We start from the raw sequence: 23,517 nt of genomic DNA, 5'->3' as shown, positions 1-23,517 counted from the left end.
TATGAGAAGGGGCAGCCGTTTGTTATGTATAGGGATAGCAGCTTGTATGATGTGTGGATGTGGTATTCTGCCAACAGAAGAAGAGTTTGACGCAGCACCGTTAGTAAAAGAGTACAGCGATGAAAATGTAGGAAAATATACTGTTACGAGGGGGGATATGATTCAAAGCGAATCGATTGCCGTTCGGTATGAAGGTACGAAAAAATCCGATGTGTATGGTACGGATGATGGTATCCGCATTAAGAAATTGTGTGTTTCCAAAGGGCAGCACGTAAAAAAAGGTGATGTCCTTTTACAGGAATATCTGGAAGATGAAGAAGAGTCGCTAAAGACCAGTAAACGTCAGGTCAGTACGCTTACCCTTCAGATTAGTCAGGCAAAACAGATGCGGCAGAGAGAACTAGAGCAGTTAAATCATACAGGTGGCAGTAAAGAAGAAAAAGAAAACGTAAAGACGCAGTATGATGCGCAGATTAAGAGCTGCCGGTCAAGTTTAGAATTAGCAAAATTAGATATTCAAAGTTTGGAAGAAACGATACGGGAAGCATCTTTGAAGGCGCCGATTAGCGGAACGGTGACATTTGTAGAAAAATCGCTTGAGGGCGGTTATGCAAATCAGGAAAATCTACTTGTCACGATAAGGGCGGCGAAGAAGAACCGGTTTTCCTGTAAAACCGAATATACGTCCCATTTTTCGCAGGGAAGTGAGGCAACCGTCACGGTTATGGGACAGCAGTACAAGACCACGGTGAAAAAAGGAAAAGGGAAACAGATTTATTTTGTCCCGAAGCAGGAATTGGCTTTGAAAAATGCAGTAACAGGAACAGTAGATTTGGTTTTGAAAGAAAAGAAAAATGTTCTTTATGTTCCGTCAGCACTTGTTTTTGATATGGGAAGCAAAAAAGTTGTTTACATAGAGGGAAAAGAGGGAGTAAAGGAAACGAGAGAAGTTACAACCGGAGAACAGATTCAGAATGAAATCGAAATTACCGGTGGATTAAAAGAAAACGAGCAGATATTGACAAACTAATGGAGTATTTTGCAAAAAGGGAGGAAACCATGAATTGTAAAGTGCAAAAGTATCGTGTATTGGTGATGGGACTTTTGATTTTATCGCTGATGGGACTTTCTGCCTGTGGCAGACAGGAATCGACAGCGAACGTGCCAAAACTCAAAGACCCGGTTGGCGTTGATGTGGATACGGCAAAAGTAAAGAAAATGAATTTAAGTAGTGTGAATTCCTATTCCGGCGAGGTAGTGCCGGATATGGTTGGCGCTTATTTTGCAAATTCGGGACAGGCTGGTGCCGTGAAAGTAGAAATTGGCGATAAGGTAAAGAAAGGTCAGCTTTTGGCTACACTTACCGGTTCGGAATCGACGGTGAAAGATTTGCAGAAGGAGTTAGAATCTCAGATTGCAGAAAATGCGGAGACAAATGCTTCCTCTCAGAGTAAAATCGAGCAGTTAAACATCGAATTAAAAGCGGTGAAAAAACAGAAAAAGCAAGCGAAAAATACGAAAGATAAGAACAACCTTGGTAAGCAGATTGTGCAGAAACAGGAAGAAATCAAAACGGAAAGACTACGGTTGAAATTGCAGAAACAGACGCAGAAACAGTACATCGGTGAATTAAAAAGTGATATTGCAAATGCGAAAAAAACAAGCAAATTGAACCGGTTGTATTCCCCGGTAAATGGAGAAGTAATTGCGAAAAATCTGGCGCCCGGAGATTTTGTGACAGGCGGTGTTTCGGTGATTACAATTGCCGATATGGATAAAACACAGATTCGCACCGAATACATTGGTTCTTCGGTGTTAGATCGTGCAAGCGGCTACCAGGCCGTGATTAATGGAAAAAAATATAAAGTAACGGCACAGGAACAGGACGTTTCACAGATGGATGTGGAGATGGGTAATCTCCCGACAAGTACTTATTTTGATTATGAAAAAGATGCGAATGTTTCGGTTGGAGATTCAGTGACGCTGGAGTTTTACAACAATGCCACAGAAGACGCTTTGGTTGTACCGAGCAATGCGGTTTTTAAAGCAAAAAGCGAGCATTATGTATACCGTATGGATGGAGATGCGAAAAAGAAAGTGAAAGTGACACTGGGAACAAAGACCGATGCGTATACACAGATTATGTCAGGATTAAAGGAAGGAGATGTTGTCTATGTGCAGGATTAAAAAACTGGCAATTCTCCTTGGTTTATGTATGGTGCTTACCGCCTGTGGAAGCGGTGAGCAGCAGAAGTCCAAAGTAATGCTGTATCAAGGAGATACAAACAAAAAGGAAGAAGAGCATTATAAAACGACGAAGGTGAAAAAAGGTACCTACGAAGAGAAAATTTCGGCGACAGCCAGCTTGGTTTATCAGAATGATAAAGCAGTAACGATTAAAGATTCCAATGCCTATCTGGATAAGATTTTGGTAAAGAACGGACAGAAGGTAGTGAAGGGACAAAAACTTGCCACTTATCACGTAAAGATTTCAGATACAAAGTTAAAAAAGAAAAAGCTGGAAACGGAACAGGCAAGGTCTGAGTATGACGTGAACCTAAAGAGCAAGAGAAACGAAGTGCTGCAGCAGGAAAGAACGATAAAAACGCTCACGGATGCAACTGAAAAAAAACTGGCAGTGCTACAGTTAAACAAATTAAAAAGTGAGTACAAAGATTTGCAGAAGCAGGGAAAATCCATTCAGAAAAAAGAGAAAGAATATAACGATTTGGTACAAAAACGGAAATCTGCCACACTTACGTCTCCGTACAGCGGAACAGTTGCAGAGATAACGGATTCTATCGGTGATGAGGCGTCCGGTGAAAATATTATGCTGATTCGTGATAAAAAAGATTTTCTGTTAAGTGCAGAAGATGCTTCCGGTCTGCGGTATAACATGACGGTAGATGTTGGTTTGGGAGCAACACTTGATAGTATTAAGTATCACTTAAAAGGCAAAGTGATTTCGACCGATAATTTGCAGCAGGATTTGCAGGATGGAAATGACAATGGCGGTGAGCAGCAAAATGAAAGCGGCGGTGCTCAGTTAATTCGTCTTTCTAAGAAAGATAGAGAATCCTACCAATTTTCAAAATATAACATTTACATCACAGGAGTGAGTTTGAAAATTGAGGATGCCTTACTTGTCGATGCGGATGCCGTATACGAGGAAACGGAGAATGAGGAAATCAAGAATTTTGTTTATCTTGTAGAAAACGGCAAATTACATAAACGCTATATTGTTAGTAACTATAAACAGGAAAAAACGTATTTGGTAAACCAAGGTCTGGAAGAAGGCCAGACGCTGGCGATTGTATCAAAGTAGAAAGGAGAGGTAAGTCGTTATGATTCATTTTATCAAGCAGAAACTTCTCCATAAAAAATGGATGGTTGTAAGTCTTTTAATCGGTAATATTTTGTTGATTGCCATTGCTTGCAGCAATCCAATGTATCAAGGAGCGGCACTGCAGAAAACATTGTCCTCAAAACTGGATGAGTATATCCAAGAGGAGAATCAAAACCCGGGTGTGATTTCTTTTGAGGCCAACATGAAAGGGCAGGATGGACAGGAAAAGGAATATCAGAGCATGAAGGAAGAGGCTGCCGGTGCAGCAGACCGCCTTGATGTGGAGCAAAGCTATTTTGTGACATATAACGAGTCGTCAAAAACCAGAGGACACTATGTAGGAACCCGCAATAAAGATGACATGACAAAGACAATTAAAATCAGCAGTTTGTCAGAACTGGAGAAACACAGCACGATGTTGTCCGGAAAAATGTATCAGGATAAAGTGGGTGCAGATGGTGCATTGGAAGCAATTGTTTCCCAGAAATGTATGAGCAAATTAGATATTATGGTGGGTGACATCATTGAGCTCAACCGTTTTATGGATGCTAAGGGCAATGCCATCCGAGTAAAAATTGTTGGTGTGTTTACAAATAAAGAGGCAGATGATACCTACTGGGTACAATCTCCGTCCGATTATTATATGGATTTGTTTATTTCACCAAAAGTATTTGAAAGTGATTTTATAAACTTAAAGAAACAGTCTTTTGTAATGACCACCACATGGTCGTTGGTTTTCGATTACAAAGAACTGGCTGCTGAGCAGATTGATTCGTTCGTAAGCGAAACGGAAGATATGATGCAGGAAACATCGGATGCATATAATTGTAAAATTGATGAGCCGGCTTACTTGGAGGTTCTCCGTGAATACCAGACATCTGCAAAGAAAGTGCGCACAACACTTCTTATTTTACAGTTCCCGGTACTGGCGCTTTTGCTGGCTTTCATTTTTATGATTTCCAGACAGATGTTAGATTTGGAACAAAATGAAATTGCCCTGCTAAAAAGCCGTGGTTCGAGTAAGAAACAAATTATACTGATTTATTTTTTGCAGTCCGTTATTTTGTCAGCGATGAGTGCTGTTGTGGGACTGCCGCTTGGCTATTTCCTATGTAAAGCACTTGGCTCAACGAATGGATTTTTGGAATTTATTCAAAGAAAAGCATTACATATCACGCTTGGTACTTCGGTATTTTTGTATATGCTTGGTGCGATGCTTATATCCATTGCGTTCATGGTGTTACCGGTCTTCCGCGACGCCAACGTTACGATTGTTAATGTAAAAAGAAACAAAAACAAAAAGCATAAAAACATTTTCCAGAGAGTATATATGGATGTGATACTGCTCGTGATTTCCCTGTATGGCTTGTATAATTTTACAGAGCAGAAGGAAAGTCTTATGACGCAGATGCTAGAAGGAGAATCGTTAGACCCGTTTTTGTTTATTTGTTCTTCGCTGTTTATCATCAGTGCCAGTCTGGTAGCGCTGCGTATTCAGCCGCTTTTGATTAAACTGGTTTATCTGATTGGGAAAAAACGCTGGAAACCGGCATTTTTCGCTTCGTTTTTACAGATTTTGAGAACAAAGGGAAAACAGAGCTTTATGATGGTCTTTTTGATGCTGACGGTTGCACTTGGTATTTTTAACGCAACGGTGGCGCGGACGATTCTTTCCAATTCGGAGAGTAATATTCGGTATGAAACGGGAGCAACACTTGTTCTTAAAGAGCAATGGGAGAGCAACGAAGCGTTCCTTGCGGATAATCCGGATAAGGAAGTATCCTATACGGAGCCGGATTTTTCGACCTATGAGAGCATGAAAGGTGTAAAACATGCAACGAAAGTTTACTGTGAGGATGAGATTTCTACATCACTTGGCAAAAAAATGAGTGACAATGAAACAGAAACTTCGTTGATGGCAATTGACACGAAAAATTTTGGATTGACGGTAAGTGATTTTGATTCGACACTTTTGCCGACGCATCTGAACAATTATTTGAATGCAATGGCGGGTAATCCGGATGCCATTCTTCTAAGCATGAATTTTCAGAAAAAAATGGGCGTCAAGCTGGGGGATAAAGTAACCTATACAACAAAAGATAAAAAAGAAATGACAGGAGTTGTGTATGGGTTCTTTGATTATTTTCCAAGTTATGTGAAGCAGACGCATGAACTAAATCAGCAGGATACGCTTGTGACAACGGATCATTATCTGATTGTTGCCAATCTGGCACCGGTTCAACAGACGCTTGGCGTGAAGCCGTATCAGGTGTGGATTCAGACCAACGGTTCTTCGAAATTTATTTACGATTATGCGAAGAAAAACGGCATCGAATATACGGTGTTTGATGATGTGGCATCCAAACTGGTAGACGTTAAAAACGATGCACTGTTCCAAGGAACCAATGGTATTTTGACGATGAGTTTTATCATTATCTTGATTTTGTGCAGTACCGGATTTTTGATTTACTGGATTTTGTCAATCCGGCAGAGAGAATTGCTTTTCGGTGTATTCCGTGCGATGGGCATGACAAAAAAAGAGATTATTCAGATGTTAATCAATGAACAGATTTTCAGTTCCGGAATTTCCATTCTGATTGGTGCCGGACTTGGTGTTTTGTCATCCATTCTGTTTGTGCCACTGGTGCAGATTTTCTATGCATCAACCGACCAGACGGTACCGCTTGCAGTTGTGTTTAAGGCGTTAGATATGATTCGTCTCTTTAGCGTCATCGGCATTGTGATTGTAATCTGCATGGTAGTTCTTGGTAAGCTGATTAGTAAGATTAATATTTCCCAGGCGTTGAAGCTTGGTGAAGACTAGGGAGGTGTCAGAATGGAAAATATGATAGAAACTAAAGATGTGATTCAAAGCTTTCCGATTGCCGGTGGCAAGGAGTTAGTGGTTTTGAAAAACATTAACATTCAGATTCCGACCGGGAAACTTACGATGCTAAGAGGACGTTCCGGCTCCGGTAAAACGACGCTGATGAATCTTTTGAGTGCACTCGATTACCCGAAAAGCGGTGAAATTTTATTTGAAGGAAAACCGATTCAAGATTTGCCGGAACATGACAGGGAGCAGATGCGGAAAACGCAGATTGGATTTGTTTTTCAGTCAGTGGCACTGATTCCGATGATGACCGCCTACGAAAATGTTGAGTTTGTTCTCAGACTCGCCGGATACAAAGGGGACAGGAGAAAGCGGACGGAAGAATGTCTGAAATTAGTTGGCCTCGGAAGCCGTATGCATCATATGCCACAGGAACTTTCCGGTGGTGAGCAGCAGCGAGTGGCGATTGCACGTGCGATTGCACACAAGCCAAAGATTATTTTTGCCGATGAGCCGACGGCGGAGCTTGACAGCAATACCGGGCTTCAGGTGATGAAGATTTTTAAGGAACTGATTGAAAAACAGGGAGTAACCATAGTAATGACGACGCATGATACCGGATTGATGGAGATTGCCGACTGCATCTATCATATTGAGGATGGAGAGATTGCCGATGAAGATTAATTTAAAAGAAAAAATAAGCAAAGTAAAACAAATAAAGAGTCCTGAATCTGCAATGGAAAATCCGGAACAGACGATGGATGTGCCGGACGATGTGATGATTGAGTGTGACAGTCTGGTTAAAATTTACAAGACCAAAGATATTGAAGTGCTGGCGCTTCAAGGGTTGGATTTGACCGTGAAGCGTGGAGAACTTATGGCGATTATTGGAAACAGCGGAAGCGGTAAGTCCACATTTTTAAATATGATTGGTGGATTAGATCGGCCTTCAGCGGGTAAACTGTATGTGGATGGCAAAAATCTTTTTCAAATGACGGAAAACGAACTGGTTAAATATAAGAGAAGTACCGTTGGTTTTGTGTGGCAGAACAATGCGAGAAATCTTCTTCCTTATTTGACTGCGTGGGAAAATGTAATGACACCGATGCTTTTTGTGGAAGAAAAAGAAAAGGCAGTTTCTGAGGAGGAAAAAAAGAAAAGGGCACTGGAACTTCTGGAACTGGTAGGTCTTGGACACAGAAAGGACAGTAAATTAAGCCAGCTTTCCGGTGGTGAGCAGCAAAGAGTTGCGATTGCAATTGCGCTTGCCAATAATCCGAAACTGTTACTGGCGGATGAGCCAACCGGTGCCGTTGACCGAAAGACTGCGGATGACATTTTGGAAATGTTCCGCAAGTTAAATGAGAAACTCGGACTTACGATTGTCATTGTAACGCATGATAAAGAGTTGGCAAAAAAGGTAAATCGTGTTGTTTCTATCCGCGATGGGAAAACGAGCAGCGAGCGTATTATGAAAAATGATTACCGCGAGCGCATGGAACATTTGGACATTGACTGGCAGGAAGAAGAGACGCAGGAAGAGTTTGCGGTTCTTGACCGCGCCGGACGTGTGCAGATTCCAAGTGAGTTGCTGGAACAAATGGGAATGGATGGAAATAAAGTAAAACTGGAATTTATTGGAGGGAAAATCGTCATTGAAAAGCCGAAAGATTAGTGTTATACTAGGGCTACGTAATGGGAGCAGGGAATTGCTCTCGGAATGAGGTGTAAAGATGAATTATATGAAAGGTTATAATAATCGCGAGAGACGAAGAAGAAGGCGCAGCCGTTTTTCTAAAGGCTCTGATAACTATATAGGAAACAGTTCATATTCAAGCAGAAGTAAATATCGAAGTAGTATGGGACAGGCAGTGTCAGGACGATGGATTGTCTGTCTCATTGCAGTAATTGTGCTGATTGCAGTGGGTGCCGTCTGCTTGGTTCAGGCTGAGTTCTCTGATGATGAACAGCCAAAAGGGCAGGCTGTGGCGAGTGGAAGCGGTGTTACGGTAACACAGACGGCACAGGCAACGGCAGCAGTGACGGCGGCAGCGAATAGTGCAAGTGCTGCGTCACAGCAGACAAAAGTTCCTGAAAAGGGACAGGCAACCTATGCGCCGGATGGGGTTGCAAATGAAATTGCCGCGGTTCCGACACTTGCGCCGCAGACCATTCCGACACCTGTGCCAAAGATTCGCTCGAAAGCGGTTGCCTTATCGTTTGACGATGGTCCAAGCACAGTGAATACACCAAAAGTGCTTGCTTTATTAAAACAGTATCAGGCACATGCGACCTTTTTTGTGGTAGGATCCCGTGTAAAGGAAGGCGCAGAAGTTTTGAAACAGGAAGTGGCACAGGGATGTGAAATTGGAAACCATACGTGGGATCATGCCAATTTAGCAAAACTGAGTATGGAAAAAGTGGATAAACAGTACGATAAGACGGCGGATTTGGTGAAGAAATTAGTTGGTTACGACATTACACTGCTACGTCCACCATATGGTGCCATCAGTGAGAAAATGCGTAAAAAATTAAAACATCCGATGGTACTGTGGAATACCGACACGTTGGATTGGAAATCAAAAAATACAAAAGCTATCATGAAGGAAATCAAGAAAAATGTCAAAGATGGAGGCATTATTCTGATGCATGATATTCACCCGACTACCGTGGAGGCGCTGAAGAAGGTTCTTCCGTGGCTTGTAAAAAATGATTATGACATCTTGACGGTTTCCGAGCTTGCCAAGCGAAAAGGTGCTGTTATGCACAACGGAAAAGCATATGGCGGTTTCACCGGCAATTAAGTTTGTCGTAATATTCGTACAACTTCTGTACGCCGTTTTCCAAGCGGTAGTAATGAAAGATGTATGGAATTAAAAGCACAAGGAATAATACATCCAGTGCAAGCAGTACCGGCTGCTTTGGAAGAAGCAGACTGGCGAATAAACTTAGTATCGTGAGTAGTGCAAAAAGTGCCGTCACGATTAAGTGAATCAGGCGTTCGTGCTGAAAAAATTGAATTTGAATGAGCAATTGCTCTTGTTCCCTGGCGGCCTCTGCGGTGGTCAGGGATTTTTTTGTTGTTAATGTTTCGTAGTAGTTCAGATAAAATTGTAAGCGTTTCTTCATAGCAGCATCCTCCTGAGTGTTTTTGTGATGGTTTTGTTAGGTTTATTTTAATTCAAATGGTGGGAAAATGCTAGGGGCAAGTGAGTGTTGGTGTTTTGTTCTATCAGTCCAGATGTTTAACTGCGGAAACTCAAGAAAAAAATAGTTGACACGAACCAATTCTTTTGGTAGAATATCAACTCGTAAGGTCTTTTATGACCACGGTGCTGTTATAGCTCAGGTGGTAGAGCGTCGCCTTGGTAAGGCGGAGGTCACGGGTTCGAGTCCCGTTAACAGCTTTTATAGGATTCAAAAAGTTTTGTGTAAGACCGGTAGGTCTTATTTTTTTGCCATAAAGCCTTTGGCGTATCAAAAGCAACCTAAATGGGCTTTATATCATAAAAGCGTTGCATGATGAAAAAAATTTTTGACATGAAAACAACCCAAATGCATGAAAATAGGAAAAAGAGTTGTCTTTTCACTGTGTTTTATCGTAAGAATGGGGGAAATCGACCGGAAAATGCAACCATATTGACAAATTATGAGTAAAAGAGTTGCTTGTATGCTGCCCCAACCCCTAAAAATAGCCACTAAAAGCAACCGGCGCAAGCAACCGCCAAAAACCAACGAGCCAGCTTCTCATCTTCTTATCGAATCTTCAACAGCTTCCCCCGGATTCTTTGCAAAGCGTTATCGATGGATTTTGGAGACTTCCCAAGGACTACGGCAATCTGCTGGTAATCGTTGCCGTCAAGGTAGAGAGTTACTACTTCTTTTTCAAACTTGCTCAGGTGCTTTTCGATGTGACTCTCGATGTCCGTTACATTTTCCTTGTCGATTACGATGTCTTCCGGATTTATAAGTTCGGAAGGCTGGAGTGTATCGGCAAGTGTCTCGCGGGAATTGTTTTCCGTGTCGGAGTTGAGCGGCGAGTAAAGGGAAACGTAGGTGTTGAGCGGCGAATTCTTGAGTCGGTTTGCGCCCTTGATTACGTTGTATAATTGATTATCAATGCAAAGAGAAGCGTAGTGTACGAAGGAACTTTCGCGGTCTGCCCTAAAAGCGCGGATGGCTTTATAGAGGGCAATCATTCCCTCCTGAATTAGGTCATCATTGTCGCCGCCAATCAGAAAAAGAGTACGAGCCTTCTTCTTGACAAGGGGCTTGTACTTTTCCAGTAAAAAATCTGTGGCAGCATCATCGCCGTCGTGGGAGCGGGCGATGATTGTTTCATCGTTTGCTGCGTGATAATCAAACATAAAATCCTCCTCAATTAGTGGTTCATACGCTGACGTACAATTTCGTAAGCAAGAACGCCGGCGGCTACAGATGCGTTAAGTGAGTCGATATCGCCCTTCATCGGAATGGATGAAATGAAATCGCAGTGTTCTTTTACTAAGCGGCTGACGCCTTTTCCTTCGTTGCCGATTACAAGGCCAATTGGTCCGGTGAGATTCTGGCGGTACATCAGCTCGCCATCCATATCAGCGCAGACAAACCACATTCCCTTTTCTTTTAACTGTTCAATCGTGGACACAATATTAGTAACTTTAGCGACCGGGGTGTAATGAATGGCACCGGCAGACGCTTTGACTACCGTAGCAGTCAATCCGGCAGCACGTCGCTTTGGAAGAATCACGCCGTGGGCACCGGCAAGGTTTGCGGTACGGATGATGGCACCCAGATTGTGCGGGTCTTCAATACCATCCAGTATAAAAAAGAACGGTGTCTCACCTTTTTTCTCTGCGAGTGCAAACATATCATCAATCGTGGAATAAGCAAAAGCGGACAAAACGGCAACCACGCCCTGGTGATTTTTTGTCTCGCTCATAAAATCCAAACGCTCTTTTGGAACAAAGTCCACCATGACATCTGCCTTCTTTGCCTCTCTTAAAATAGTAAGAACCGGACCGTCCTGACAGCCTTTCTGTACAAAAAGACGCTCAATCAGGCTGCCTGCGCGCAAAGCCTCAAGGACACTGTGGCGGCCCTCAATTCGTGAACTTGTTGTATTTTCTTCTCTATATTCTTCTTTCATGATTAAAATCCTCTTCTTTCTATAATAAAATATCCAGCCGCTCGAAACCAATTTTGCATAATTCAATGGCGCGCTCTAATCTGCCACTCAGATAAAGATAGCCAAACAAAGCTTCTAAACCGGTAGCGTTGCGGTAATCATGAATGTCTGCGTGCTTTGCCACAGAAGACGTTTTCGCGTTGCGCCCGTGACGGTAAATGCGGATTTCTTCCTCAGATAAATCGTCCTGCAGACACAAAATCAATTTTGCCTGTGAGCCGGCATTGACAAACTCACTCGTTCTTTTGTGCAGATTTTTCACAGGACCACCTGTTCGTTCCATGATTAATGTGCGGATAATGATTTCGTAGACAGCATCTCCCAGATAAGCCAGTTTCAGTGGTGATATCGTCCGGATATCGGCAGACTCATGTGGAAAATACGAGTGTATCAGGTCTAATAAATGATGTGCTTGTTCCATTCGTTCTCCTCTCATACCGGTCAAAATGCGTGTGACCGCTTGTATCTGTCCCCATTGTAACAGTTTCCTAGTTCTTGTCAAGAAATGAGAAAAAATAATGTGCAACTTATCCAAAAAAGTGGGTATTTTTTATTTATTTTGGTTGCATTTTCCCATAAAGGATGGTACAATGAGACTACATTCAATGTGTACAAGTGTCTGTACATGCTAAATATATTAAAGGAGGATAATCATGAGCAAGACATCCAAAATTGTCACAAAGACATTGGCCGGCGTGCTTTCCCTGGCTATGGTTGTGACATCTTTGTCAATCACAGGAACGACAGCTGATGCAAAAGCAAAAATCAAGTCTGTCAAAGTGAAAAGCCCCGTTGTAAACGGCGGTAAACTGGTTTTGAAAAAAGGCCAGAAAAAACAGATTAAAGTAAAAGTTACAAAATCCGGCAAGATTAGCAAAAAGGTTACATACAAATCAAGTAATCCAAAAGTTGCTAAGATTGTTAAATCTAAAGGAAAAGTTTATGTCAAGGCAGTAGGTAAGAAAAACAAAACTGCTAAGATTACAATTGCTTCCAAAGCAAATAAGAAAAAGAAAGCTACGTTGAGAATTAAGATTGGTACACCAATCAAATCCGTTAAGCCTAGCAAGTTTGTTGTTACAACAAGTGTAACAAACACAAAAGAGGCTGACGCAACAAAGCGTACAAAGAAAACGAAGAAAACGACAAAATTCGTTTCTACCAAGAAGAGTGTACTTACTATGACAGTTAAGTACGATGATAAAGCAGCTGCTACTACAAATCAGCAGACAGCACAGCTTTATGTAAAATATTCCCCAACAAAAGTTGGTTATAAAGGAATGAAATGGAAAGCAAAGAATTCTAAGGTTGTTTATGTATCTCCATACGGTGTAGTTACTCCGGTTAAAGCTGGTACTACAAAGATTTACGGATACACCAAAGACGGTACAAATAAGAAGGTTACGATTAATGTTAAAATTAATGCAAAACCTGCAACAGCTACTCCGACTCCAAACTATGAGCCGGCAGACACAAGAACTCAGACCGTTGTAGAAGACTTCGAGAGCTATCCGGTAGGATATAACTGGGAGAGCGATGAAGAGCAGGGAACAGCTGGTAAAGCTACTAAGGGTAAAGAGTATGTGAACAGCAACGTTGGTAAAATGACAGTTGCAACTGACCCTGAAAATCCTAAGAACAAGTGCTTAAAGATTGAGTATACCGGTGATACACAGGCATACGATTATGCACCTATCTTCAACTTGAAACTGCAGAAAAAACTCGATGAGTATTCCGGTATTAAGTTCGAGTCCCGCGTGGTAGCAAGCAACACTGGTGATGTGAAGTACAAGACAGCATATGCTTACTTTGCAAAATATGGTAAAATTACACCGGAGTATTACTTTGCAACTTCTCTTAAGAAAGCAGACGCTGAGAAGAAGGGAATCTCTGAAGAACTGATTAAATTCTCCGCTGATTCTTCTCATGCATCCGGTAAGGATGAGAACTACACCGTTCCAAATAAGGGCGATGAGTTCGAGGGTATGGTATACAATAACCACTCTCTCCCAATGATGTATGATGACTGGGCAAAAGAGAAGAAGAATGAAAACCGTACCATTGGTTTCAAAGAGAGCGAAAGTGATAAATACAAAGCAGGATGGCATCCAAATAAGATGAACCTGACTAAAGGTAATATCACAGAGACCGGTCTTTTGAACCAAAAGAATGTTTCTTTGGTACTTGGAAGTACTTATACAGGAAGATATCCAAGCACTAACGCAAGTTTGACACTTTATATTGATAATGTATCTGTATTGGAAGGTGAGACACCTTGTACAGCAGTTAAAATTGAAAATGCTCCAACTAAGATGGTTAAGGGCATGAAATTGAGTATGTCTGCTGATAACTTTGCTTATACACCGGATAATACAACTCAGACTCAGTTGACATGGACATCCAGTGATGAAAAAGTTTTGAAAGTTGATTCTTCCAAAACGGATCCTGTACTGGAAGCAGTTGGCACCGGTAAGGTTACTTTGACGGCAGCTGTAACAAAGAATCCTAGTGTTAAGACATCCTTTGATGTAGAAGTTGTTGAAGGAACTGCTGCAGCGTCTGATCTTACAATTGATCTTTCTACATTGAAGATTATGCCTAAGAAAGCTGACGATGATAAGACAACAAAAGTATATTCTACAGTAGATGGTGCTAAACAGGCTGGTGGAGTATTAAGTCTTGCGTTTACTCAGGCAAACAAAGATATGTATGTACTGGATCTTGGCAAGACATATGATTTGTCAAACTACAAAGGTGTTGCATTAAGTGGTAAAGCAACAGAGCAGATGTCGATTGAATTGTATCCGGATACAGCAGATTTCCAGCAGGATAAATACTGGACCAAACAGGTACAGTTCGCTACTTATCCATTCTTCGAAGGATCTCATGCAATTCGTTCTTATGAGGGAACAAGTTATGGTGAAGCCGGTGTAGAAGAAAACTGGTGGTGCAACTGGATTGATGGCGTTGATTCAAAGAATGTAAAAGTGGATGGTACAACACCGAAAGGAAATCTTACGAATGTTCGTTATGTTGTATTGAAAGCTAATAAGTTTGATGCTAACAAACCAGAACATGTATATGAATTGAAGTCTTTGGTATTCAGTAAAGATTGGAAAGAAAATACAAATCCTACTGATAAAGAAATCAAAGCAAACCCGGAAAAATATCCGGAATATAAATAATCATGTTGTAAAAGCTGTTTCCTGCGAAAGCGGGAAACATGCTTTGCAAATAAAAACCAAAACAATACTATAAAATAGGAGGTAAGAGTTTTGAAGAAAAGTATCAAATCCGTTCTTGCAAAATCAATGGCTGTAGTTATGGCTTTCAGTCTGGCAGGAATCGCACCAAACACTTCTTCTGAGGCAGCAGCTAAAAAGCCTACGCTTACGAAGAAAGTAACCGTAACTGTTGGTAAGAAAAAAACAGTTAAAGTAACATCTAAGAAAAAAGTTAAGAAGACAACATGGTCTCTCAATAAGAAGGGCAAAAAAGTTGTTTCTCTTAGCAAGAAAAAAGCTAAAAGCGTAGTAGTTAAAGGTAAAAAAGCTGGTAAAGCTACTTTGACTGCTAAAATCAAAGTAGGTAAGAAGACCTACAAAAAGACTTGCAAGATTACTGTTAAGAAGGCAAGCAAAGTTAATGTAACACCGGTACCTGCTAAGACAGATGCAGCAAAAGCTACAGCAACTCCGGCAAACAACAATAACAACAATGGTGGAAGCACAGCAACTGCTACACCAAAACCTACAGAAGCTCCTGTAAGCGTAATCAAAACAGAAGCCGGCACTTACACAGTAGATGAGTCTGCTACATACAATGTTCCATTGACAGAACTTAATGAGACTACATTTACTTGTGATGCTAAACGTTCTGATGGTGAGACTGTTAAAGATGGTACTTTGTACAACAAAGACGGTTCTGTAACATTCACATCCACAAAAGATTATAACTCCGGTGTATCTTACTACATCAACCCGGCAACCAAAGATGATGACATCATTGATATCTCTGATACACGTGGTGAAGGATTCATGGGTTATGACAATGGTACAAAAGACATGTCTGCTTATGACTACGTTCGTGTTAAAGTAACATCAGAGAACGAGATGAACTGCCGTACTTATAACGGAAATGACCAGCTTCGTTCCGCTGGTTTCCCAGGTTCTTCTTCTTCTGAGACATATGAAGGCGGATGGATCCACACAGATGATGAGATTTGGGAAGCTGAATCTACTTTCACTGCCGGTAACACAGTAAAAGCAGCTTACAAGACACGTACAGTCTTCATTCCTATTTCTATGCTTATGGGTAAAGGAATGAACCCAGAGAATTTGACAGCTATCGCATTCTGCCCACAGTCTTCTGGTGCTGAAGTAACAATTCACAGAATTGACTTCGTAAAAGTTAAATATGACAAACTTGTTACAGGTATTGATGTAAAAGCTGCTAAGACAGAGATTGCTCCTGGTAAGACTACAACTGTAACAGCTGCAGTTACACCTGCTGATGCAACACGTCAGATCGTTAAATGGACATCCAGCAACGAAGACGTAGCAACTGTAAACTTCGCAGGTACTGTAGTAGCTAAGAAGGGTGCAGAAGGTACAACAACAATTACTGCAACATCTACAGATGGAAGCAACGTAACTGGTTCTGTTGATATTACAGTTAAAGAGCCATCGGAAGAGCCTACTGTAATCGAAACTCATAAATTTGATTTGACAAGTGCTGATATCGTAGCAAAAACAAATCCTGGCGAAGGCGCTGGTGTAGTAGCTACAAGTTCTGCAGCAGGTCTTGAGTTCATGGCTGGAAAAGCAATGACATATGTAGACTTCTCTGCATATCTCGCAAGCAAAAACCTTGATATGGCTGACTACGATGAATTGCAGGTTGCATGGGAAGTACAGGATGCAGACGGCAAGAAAGTAGAAGATTACGCTGGTGCAGAAGGTGCTCCAACATATGGTAAAATCGCATATGCCGCAACAGCTAAATTGGATGGATTTTCAGATGGTATTGATACAGACTGGACAGGTGAAGATGATACAACAGCAAACAAATCTTGGCTTGCTAGTCCATATACAGGACAGACATCTGTATTGACGATTGCTAAGACAAACCCTACTGAACTTGCAACAGTAGCAGGATTTAACCTTCAGTTACAGTCTCTTCCGGCTAATATGCATATTGTTTTGAAGAGCATTACTCTTTACAAAGACAACAACGTATATGTTGATTTGACAAGTGATGGTGTTGTTGCTAAAACAAATCCTGGCGAAGGCGCTGGTGTAGCAGCTACAAGTTCTGCAGCAGGTCTTGAGTTCATGGCTGGAAAAGCAATGACATATGTAGACTTCTCTAAATATCTTACAGACAACAATCTTGACCTTGCAGACTTTACTGCATTGCAGATTGCATGGGAAGTACAGGATGCAGATGGCAAGAAAGTAGAAGATTACGCAGGTGCAGAAGGTGCTCCAACATATGGTAAAATTGCATATGTGGCATCTGGAAAACTGAATGGATTCGACAATGGTATTGATACAAACTGGACAGGTGAAGATGATGCAGAAGCAAACACAGCATGGTTGTCTTCTCCATTTACTGGAGAAACCTGCACATTAACGATTGCTAAGACAAATCCTTCTGAACTTGCAACAGTAGCAGGATTTAACCTTCAGTTACAGTCCTTGCCAGCAAATATGCACTTTGTTATTAAGAGCATTACTCTTGTAAAATAATTAATTGCTGATAAGGCTGACTAAAATTGAATCATGGGAGGCGCTGCTCGTAAGAGTGGCGCTTCTTTTCATGTAAAGATATTATAATTTGGACGTGTAGTGAAAAAGTGTTTTATAACACAATTGTTATAGGAAATATATGTAAGGATTTATGTTTGGAGGGAAAAGCATGAATAAGAGTTTGAAACGAGTGATTGTTTCTGCTATGGCTTTATCTTTATTGGTTCCGGCGGTTTTGGCTCCAAAGGCAGAAGCTGCAGCAAAACCAAAGCTGAGTGCGAAAAGCGTTAAAGTGATAGTAGGAGCAAAGAAAAAAGTAACTGTAAAAAAAGTAAAAGCAAAGAAAATCAAAAAGACGACTTGGTCATTGCCAAAGAAAGGAAAGAAAATCGTTTCTCTTTCGGCAAAGAAAAAGACAGGCGTTACATTAAAAGGTAAAAAGGCAGGAAAAACAACTTTGACTGCGAAAGTTAGAGTTGGCAAAAAGACCTATAAATTAAAGACGAAAATTACTGTAGTAAAGAAAACTGCAGTTATTACTGCAAAACCAACACAGGGCGCAACGAAGACTCCGGCAACAACAGCACCGGCAAACACTGCAACAGCGGTACCTACGGCAACACCAGTGGCTACATTCCGACCGTTGGCAACACCAAATATGACAGAAGTACCAAAGAAGAGTGCAGACTCATTTGCAACTACGAAACCGGAAGCTACGATTGATCCGGCTACCAAAGTTGGTTATAACGTAGATTTTGAAGATGTTACAATCGGAACAAAAACAGAAGATGCAATTACCGGAGATGGTATCAAAGGAGTTGTGCTTCGTGGACATAAAAAGGCTGATGACGGTGGCGTCGGAACATCAAAAGACTATTTGGATGTAGTAGACGGAAGTGATCTTCCGGTTGAAGGAAATAATACACATGTACTTCACCTTCACCGTGAAGATAAAACATGGCAGGGGCCGATGATGAACATCACCGATAAACTGGATGAAGGATGTACCTATGAACTTAAGGCAGATGTATTCTGCCAGAACACCGATTTGATGTGTTCTTATCAGGAGCAGACTCTGGAAGAACTGTCACCAAGTTATGGTAACTTTGGTCCGACTTCCGGAACAATTACAAAGATTCCGAAAGGAAAATGGAATACAGTAACATTTACGATTTCCGTACCGGATGATAAATTTTATTATGCACTGTATTTTGAGTCTTATAACGGAAATGGTAACGATGACATTTACCTTGACAACATTACTTTGACAAAGACATTGCAGACAAATCCGGACAAAACAATTGATTCTTTGAAGGATACTTACAAAGATGTATTCCCGATTGTCGGCGTTGGAGCAGGAATTGCTTCGATTCTTGGTAAGAATGGTTCCGAGTTTATTTCTCAGCAGTACAATGCCGTTACACCGGGTAACGAAATGAAACCGGATGCAATTCTTGGTTCTACGATTGGTAAACTTGTGAAACCAACCGATGAAGTTTCTGCGGATAAGACCGATTTCATCACAGTAGAGGATGCAAAATCCATGGGATATATTATTCCGGATAACTACATTTCTTATGATGACAACCGTTTTAAATCAGCTACGGGTGAGTATGCCGTGCCGAGACTGAATTTTGATAATGTAGATAAGATTATGAAAGCTGCTCATGAGAAAGGCGTGAAACTGCGTGGACATACCTTAGTATGGCATCAGCAGACACCGAAGTATTTCTTCCAGCAGAATTATAAAATTACGACAGGACAGAAGTACAACACATCCAAAGAGTGCATGGATACGCGTCTTGAGTTCTATGTTAAGACAGTTATGAACCATGTATTGAGCAGTGAGTATGCAGATTGTTTATACTCCTACGATGTAGTAAATGAGTATCTGCACAGTGCAAATGCGGAGAAAGACTCCAAGAATATTACTTATTGGGGATTGATTTACGGCACATATGATAAGTCTGTGAAAGACCATGGTGTGACACTTCGTCCTTCTTATGTAAAGGATGCTTTCAAATATGCACACGAAATGCTTGTAAAATATGACCGTTTGGATGTTAAACTGATTTATAACGATTATAACTGCTATCAGAATCCGGAAAATATCATTCACCTGGTAGATTACATTAATAGTGAGGGTAAAGTATGTGATGGTATTGGTATGCAGTCACACTTGGACATTACGGACTCGTTCCACAGTGCAACAAACTATGCAAAGGCATTGGAGTACTTCCGTCTGAACTGCCCGGATTTGGAGATTCAGATTACTGAACTTGATGCAACAATGGTTAGCACAGAGGACAAGCCATTGACAGATGAGGATCAGGCAGCATACTATGACCAGATTATGAATGCGATTTTGACTAACAAGAAAAATGGCGGCAACATCACAGCATTGATTATCTGGAGTTTGTATGATGGTGTATCATGGAGACCGGCAAAATTCCCATGTCTGTTCAATGGTTTGTATATGCCAAAAGCTGCATTCTATGCTGTAATTGATGCGAAAAAGCAGTATTGGGATTAGCTAATATAGAGATATGGTGATACACACATATAATGTTGCTTATATATACCATAAATCTTATAAAGTGATTGCTATTTCATTATTAAAATGATAAAATATAAGTACGTATACGAGTACTTATACAGATAAAAAAGCGCTACTCGAATCGGGTAGTGCTTTTTTTTATAAAAACATAAAAAAGGAGGTCAAGACATTGAAGAGACAGATGAAGAAACTCATTGTTTCCGCTGTAGCTCTTTCTCTTGTTATTCCTGCGCTTAGCGCACCAAAGGCAGAGGCTGCAAAGAAGCCATCTTTGGTAAAAAAGGTTTCTGTAAAAGCAGGTAAAACAAAGAAAGTTACAGTGAAAGGTGTTAAGACAAAGCAGATTAAGAAGACAACTTGGTCTGTGAAAAGCAAGAAGGTTGTCACGCTTTCTAAGAAAAAGAAAAACAGCGTAACAATCAAAGGTAAAAAGGCAGGAAAGACAGTTTTGACTGCCAAAATCAAAGTAGGTAAAAAGACCTACAAAAAGACTTGTAAGATTACAGTCAAAAAAGCAGGCAAAGTAACAGTAACAAAAGCACCGGTGGCAACACCGACCGCACCGGCAAAGGTAACTGATACACCGGGAGCAAAAGCTACGGCTACACCGACGGCTGCTCCGACAGCAGTTCCTACACTGCGTGCACTTGACCAGGGTTACAAAACGGCAAAGGCACCGGAAGCAAAAGACCCGGATACATTCCCTACAACAGTGCCGGAAGCAAAGGTTGACCCGGCAACAGCAACTGTGTATGATGAAGATTTTGAGGATGTAGAAACGGGTACAAAGTCGACGGACTGCGTAAACGAGGATACTCCGGATCCGGAAGGATTGAAAAGATGGATTCTTCGCGCGTTCTCAGATGATAACAACACCGGAAAAGATTATCTGGAGGTTGTTGATTCGAGTACACTTCCAACCGGCAACAGTGCAGTTGGCAAGAAAGTTCTCAAATGCCACCGTGAAGCAAATTCAAAGAGCTGGCAGGGAGCTATGATTAATCTGTCCAAGAAATTAGAAGGTGGTGCTACTTACCGCGTTTCCTTTACTGCCTACAGTGAAGTGTCTTCATTGAACTTTAACGAACAGGTGATTCCGATTGAAGGTGGCGATCAGTCGTATGCTTATATGCCGACTCGTATCACGGAAACCCGCTGGAAAACAACAAAAGGCCAGTGGAAAGATTTCGACTATGAAATCACTGTGCCGGATGACATGTACTTCTATGGATTCTATTTACAGAGTGATGATGGTACAACCGGTGATATGTATGTTGATAACATGAAGATTGTAAAAACGGCACAGCCATCCAAGGCAACGGATATTCCGAAACTGAAAGATATTTACAGTGATACTTTTGGTGTGGTAGCGGTTGGTGCATCGGCAAATGATCTTCTTGGAGATACAGCTTCTAAGTTCTTGAATGAACAGTACAATGGCATTACTCCTGGTAATGAGATGAAACCGAATGCCGTTATGGATTCTGACAAAATTGATGCAGTGCCACTTGAAGATGCCAAAGCACAAGGTTTGTATATTCCGGAAGGATATGACAAACAGGCAGATAACTCTGCAACTTATAACGTAACAGAGACTGTAGACGGAAAAGACACAATTGTTAAAAAGACAGGTGTCGTTGTTCCTAAGTTGAAGTTCGATAAAATCGACCAGATTTTGACCGAGTGCCACGCAAAAGGATTGAAGCTTCGTGGACATACGTTACTGTGGCATGCGCAGACTCCTACCTATTTCTTCCAGAAAGGATTCTCTGTTGTAAATAACAAGAGTAAGAATACTTCTGAAGAAAACATGGATTTGCGTCTTGAGTATTTTGTAAAGAATGTGATGGAGCATATTTTGAAGAAAGATTTGGAACTTGCCGGTGGCGACAAGAGCAAATGCGTTCTTTATGCTTATGACGTAGTAAATGAGTATATGCATAGCGGAAGTCCTAAGGGAACATTCTGGAATACGATTTATGGCATTACGGATAAAGAGAAAAATGCCGGTTATATGTCAAGTACCGGAGTAACGCTTCGTCCGAAGTTTGTCAAAGAAGCATTCCAGTGGGCAGATGAAATTTGTAAAAAATATGACCGCGACGATGTGAAATTGATGTACAATGACTTTAATACTTATCTTTGTCCGGAAGATGAAGTTCTTTTGATTGACTTTATTAACGAGGATGGAAAGATTTGTGATGGTCTTGGTATGCAGAGTCACTTGACGGTTGGCAATGCAGCACACAGCCCGGATTTGTATGCACAGGCACTTGAGTGCTTCCGCTCAAATATGCCGGATATGGACATTCATATCACAGAGATTGATGCCGGTTACACATCGACAGCAGATAAAGTAGTGACAGATCAGGATCAGGCTGCTTACTATGACCAGATTATGGGTGCTCTTTTGCAGAGTAAAGCAAAGGGAACAAAGATTAGCGCCCTTGTTATCTGGAGTTTGTATGATGGTGTTTCATGGCGTGCAAGCAGTGTACCTTGCTTGTTCAATGGCTTGTATTCACCAAAATCTGCTTTCTTTGCAGTAGCAAACGCAAAGGATGCTTATAAGTAAATAAGAGATTCTTAAAATAAAAATGCCACCCGGTCAAAATAATTTTGGCGGGTGGTATTTTTTGTGTTACATTAGACTGTCGCAATAAAGCAGCACCATTCTTTCATATAGGTTACATCAAGAATTTCAAATCCATTTTCAAGTAACGCTTCACGTACTTCGGCTTCTTTCGTATCAATGATGCCGGATGTAATGTAAAGACCGCCTTTTTTAAGGTGAGGTTTTACAACGCCTGTGAGCGGGATGATGACGTCGGCAAGAATATTTGCTACCACGATGTCGTGACCGGTTCCGGCTTTCACCTTCAAAAAAGCGTTGGAAATCAAATCGCCGTCGTAAAGGGTGTAGTCAGAAGACGGAATATGATTTACTGCCATATTCTCAGCAGCAACTTTTACGGCTACTTCGTCAATGTCAATTGCGGTGGCGTGCTTGGCGCCGAGTTTCAAAGCGGCAATTGAGAGAATTCCGCTGCCACATCCGACATCGAGGACAGAGTCTCCGTTTTTTACATATTTATCAAGTGCCTGAATACAAAGCTTCGTTGTCTCGTGGGAACCGGTGCCGAAAGCAATGCCGGGGTCGATTTCGATAAGAATATCGGAATCTTTTTCTTTTTTATATTCTTCCCAGGTTGGCTTGATGACGATATCGTCGGCAGCACGGAACGGTTTGAAAAATGTTTTCCAGTTATTAATCCAGTCCTTGTCTTCCGTTTCAGAAAGAGAAATGGTTCCTTTTCCGATTTCACAGAAAGGCTTGATTTCCTGAAAAATATTCTGTACCTGAATCATGACTTTTTCCGGGTCACAGTTTTCCGGCTCCATGTAAAAGTGAACTTTTGCAGTCCCATCGTTATCTTCCGGGTCCGGTAAAATATCGACAAACATTTTTTTCTTATCTTCTTCGCTTAATGGAAGATGGTCTTCAATTTCAATTCCTTCCACGCCGATTTCGTCAAGCATATAGCTGAGCATGTCCACGGCATCTGTATGTGTATCAAGTGTAAAACGTATCCATTTCATAGAGGGTACCCCTTTCTTGTCGTATACTGGATATTATAAAGAGAAGCAGGTGGAAAGTCAAATTTAACCTTAAAATCGTTTGTGTCAAGTGTTCGTTGGCACTTTTTTGTTTTCTGTAATTCCGTAGAAAAATTTTGCATCTCGTGGGCGTTCCCACTAATTGAGTGCGTAGCGGTATGGGCACTGAAACCACCAGTGCCTCATACCGACGTACTCAAAACCCACTCGTCACAAAGTTTTTCTACG

General features: G+C 41.3%; 16 protein-coding genes and 1 tRNA gene. 12 read left to right on the top strand and 5 right to left on the bottom strand.

The genetic code is table 11. From position 1 onward, the window contains the following. Position 1 precedes the first annotated feature (1 nt). Genes DW005_RS06670 through DW005_RS06640 form a run of 7 tightly spaced genes read left to right on the top strand, consistent with a single transcriptional unit; the run spans position 2 to position 8,983 of the window. On the top strand, positions 2 to 1,030 hold the full coding sequence (locus DW005_RS06670; RefSeq protein ID WP_117478671.1) for a biotin/lipoyl-binding protein: 1,029 nt from the start codon (positions 2 to 4) through the stop codon (positions 1,028 to 1,030). A 29-nt stretch (positions 1,031 to 1,059) separates the two neighbouring features. Continuing rightward, positions 1,060 to 2,187, top strand: a complete 1,128-nt coding sequence (locus DW005_RS06665; protein WP_118442789.1) for an efflux RND transporter periplasmic adaptor subunit — start codon at positions 1,060 to 1,062, stop codon at positions 2,185 to 2,187. Continuing rightward, complete coding sequence (locus DW005_RS06660; protein ID WP_117478669.1) at positions 2,174 to 3,325, top strand: efflux RND transporter periplasmic adaptor subunit; 1,152 nt, start codon at positions 2,174 to 2,176, stop codon at positions 3,323 to 3,325. The genes DW005_RS06665 and DW005_RS06660 overlap by 14 nt, the downstream gene beginning before the upstream one ends. Before the next feature lie 19 nt (positions 3,326 to 3,344). Beyond that, positions 3,345 to 6,170 carry an FtsX-like permease family protein gene (locus DW005_RS06655; RefSeq protein ID WP_117478668.1) on the top strand — a complete coding sequence of 942 codons (2,826 nt, stop codon included), beginning with the start codon at positions 3,345 to 3,347 and terminating at the stop codon, positions 6,168 to 6,170. A gap of 12 nt (positions 6,171 to 6,182) precedes the next feature. After that, positions 6,183 to 6,863 carry an ABC transporter ATP-binding protein gene (locus DW005_RS06650; RefSeq protein WP_022376072.1) on the top strand — a complete coding sequence of 227 codons (681 nt, stop codon included), beginning with the start codon at positions 6,183 to 6,185 and terminating at the stop codon, positions 6,861 to 6,863. Beyond that, complete coding sequence (locus tag DW005_RS06645) at positions 6,853 to 7,854, top strand: ABC transporter ATP-binding protein (protein WP_347461498.1); 1,002 nt, start codon at positions 6,853 to 6,855, stop codon at positions 7,852 to 7,854. The genes DW005_RS06650 and DW005_RS06645 overlap by 11 nt, the downstream gene beginning before the upstream one ends. A 58-nt stretch (positions 7,855 to 7,912) precedes the next feature. After that, positions 7,913 to 8,983, top strand: coding sequence for a polysaccharide deacetylase family protein (locus DW005_RS06640; RefSeq protein ID WP_117478667.1), 1,071 nt, complete (start codon positions 7,913 to 7,915; stop codon positions 8,981 to 8,983). Here DW005_RS06640 and DW005_RS06635 read toward each other — a convergent pair. Further along, positions 8,970 to 9,308, bottom strand: coding sequence for a hypothetical protein (locus tag DW005_RS06635; RefSeq protein ID WP_117478666.1), 339 nt, complete (start codon positions 9,306 to 9,308; stop codon positions 8,970 to 8,972). The two genes, DW005_RS06640 and DW005_RS06635, sit on opposite strands and share 14 nt — an antisense overlap. Positions 9,309 to 9,513: 205 nt before the next feature. Between DW005_RS06635 and DW005_RS06630 the strand changes: the two genes are divergently transcribed. Beyond that, a tRNA-Thr gene (locus DW005_RS06630) sits at positions 9,514 to 9,586 on the top strand. Positions 9,587 to 9,934: 348 nt separating this feature from the next. Here the strand turns inward: DW005_RS06630 and sigH are convergent. From sigH to DW005_RS06615, 3 genes are read right to left on the bottom strand one after another with little or no spacing between them, the layout of a single operon-like run. Beyond that, on the bottom strand, positions 9,935 to 10,546 hold the full coding sequence (gene sigH, locus DW005_RS06625) for an RNA polymerase sporulation sigma factor SigH (RefSeq protein ID WP_117478665.1): 612 nt from the start codon (positions 10,544 to 10,546) through the stop codon (positions 9,935 to 9,937). Positions 10,547 to 10,560: 14 nt separating this feature from the next. Further along, positions 10,561 to 11,325: a 23S rRNA (guanosine(2251)-2'-O)-methyltransferase RlmB gene (gene rlmB, locus DW005_RS06620; protein WP_117478664.1), complete on the bottom strand. Its 765-nt coding sequence runs from the start codon at positions 11,323 to 11,325 to the stop codon at positions 10,561 to 10,563. A 19-nt stretch (positions 11,326 to 11,344) separates the two neighbouring features. After that, on the bottom strand, positions 11,345 to 11,785 hold the full coding sequence (locus DW005_RS06615; RefSeq protein WP_117478663.1) for a ribonuclease III domain-containing protein: 441 nt from the start codon (positions 11,783 to 11,785) through the stop codon (positions 11,345 to 11,347). Between the two features lie 232 nt (positions 11,786 to 12,017). On the opposite strand from DW005_RS06615, the gene DW005_RS06610 reads away from it, so the two are divergent. The 4 genes from DW005_RS06610 (at position 12,018) to DW005_RS06595 (ending at position 22,246) form a co-directional block, all read left to right on the top strand. Beyond that, positions 12,018 to 14,549 carry an Ig-like domain-containing protein gene (locus DW005_RS06610; protein WP_117478662.1) on the top strand — a complete coding sequence of 844 codons (2,532 nt, stop codon included), beginning with the start codon at positions 12,018 to 12,020 and terminating at the stop codon, positions 14,547 to 14,549. A 90-nt stretch (positions 14,550 to 14,639) separates the two neighbouring features. Then, positions 14,640 to 17,114, top strand: coding sequence for an Ig-like domain-containing protein (locus DW005_RS06605; protein ID WP_117478661.1), 2,475 nt, complete (start codon positions 14,640 to 14,642; stop codon positions 17,112 to 17,114). A 169-nt stretch (positions 17,115 to 17,283) separates the two neighbouring features. Beyond that, on the top strand, positions 17,284 to 19,647 hold the full coding sequence (locus tag DW005_RS06600; RefSeq protein WP_181974963.1) for an endo-1,4-beta-xylanase: 2,364 nt from the start codon (positions 17,284 to 17,286) through the stop codon (positions 19,645 to 19,647). A gap of 193 nt (positions 19,648 to 19,840) precedes the next feature. Further along, positions 19,841 to 22,246 carry an endo-1,4-beta-xylanase gene (locus DW005_RS06595; RefSeq protein ID WP_117478659.1) on the top strand — a complete coding sequence of 802 codons (2,406 nt, stop codon included), beginning with the start codon at positions 19,841 to 19,843 and terminating at the stop codon, positions 22,244 to 22,246. 71 nt (positions 22,247 to 22,317) lie between these two features. Here the strand turns inward: DW005_RS06595 and prmA are convergent, their stop codons facing one another. Next, the gene (prmA, locus tag DW005_RS06590; RefSeq protein ID WP_117478658.1) at positions 22,318 to 23,271 is read right to left on the bottom strand and encodes a 50S ribosomal protein L11 methyltransferase; all 954 of its coding nucleotides are present in this window, start codon (positions 23,269 to 23,271) and stop codon (positions 22,318 to 22,320) included. Between the last annotated feature and the right edge of the window lie 246 nt (positions 23,272 to 23,517).

The sequence above is a fragment of the Clostridium sp. AF36-4 genome, from assembly GCF_003435975.1.
Taxonomy (GTDB): Bacteria; Bacillota; Clostridia; order Lachnospirales; family Lachnospiraceae; genus Eubacterium_F.
This window is presented reverse-complemented; position numbering and strand designations above follow the sequence as displayed.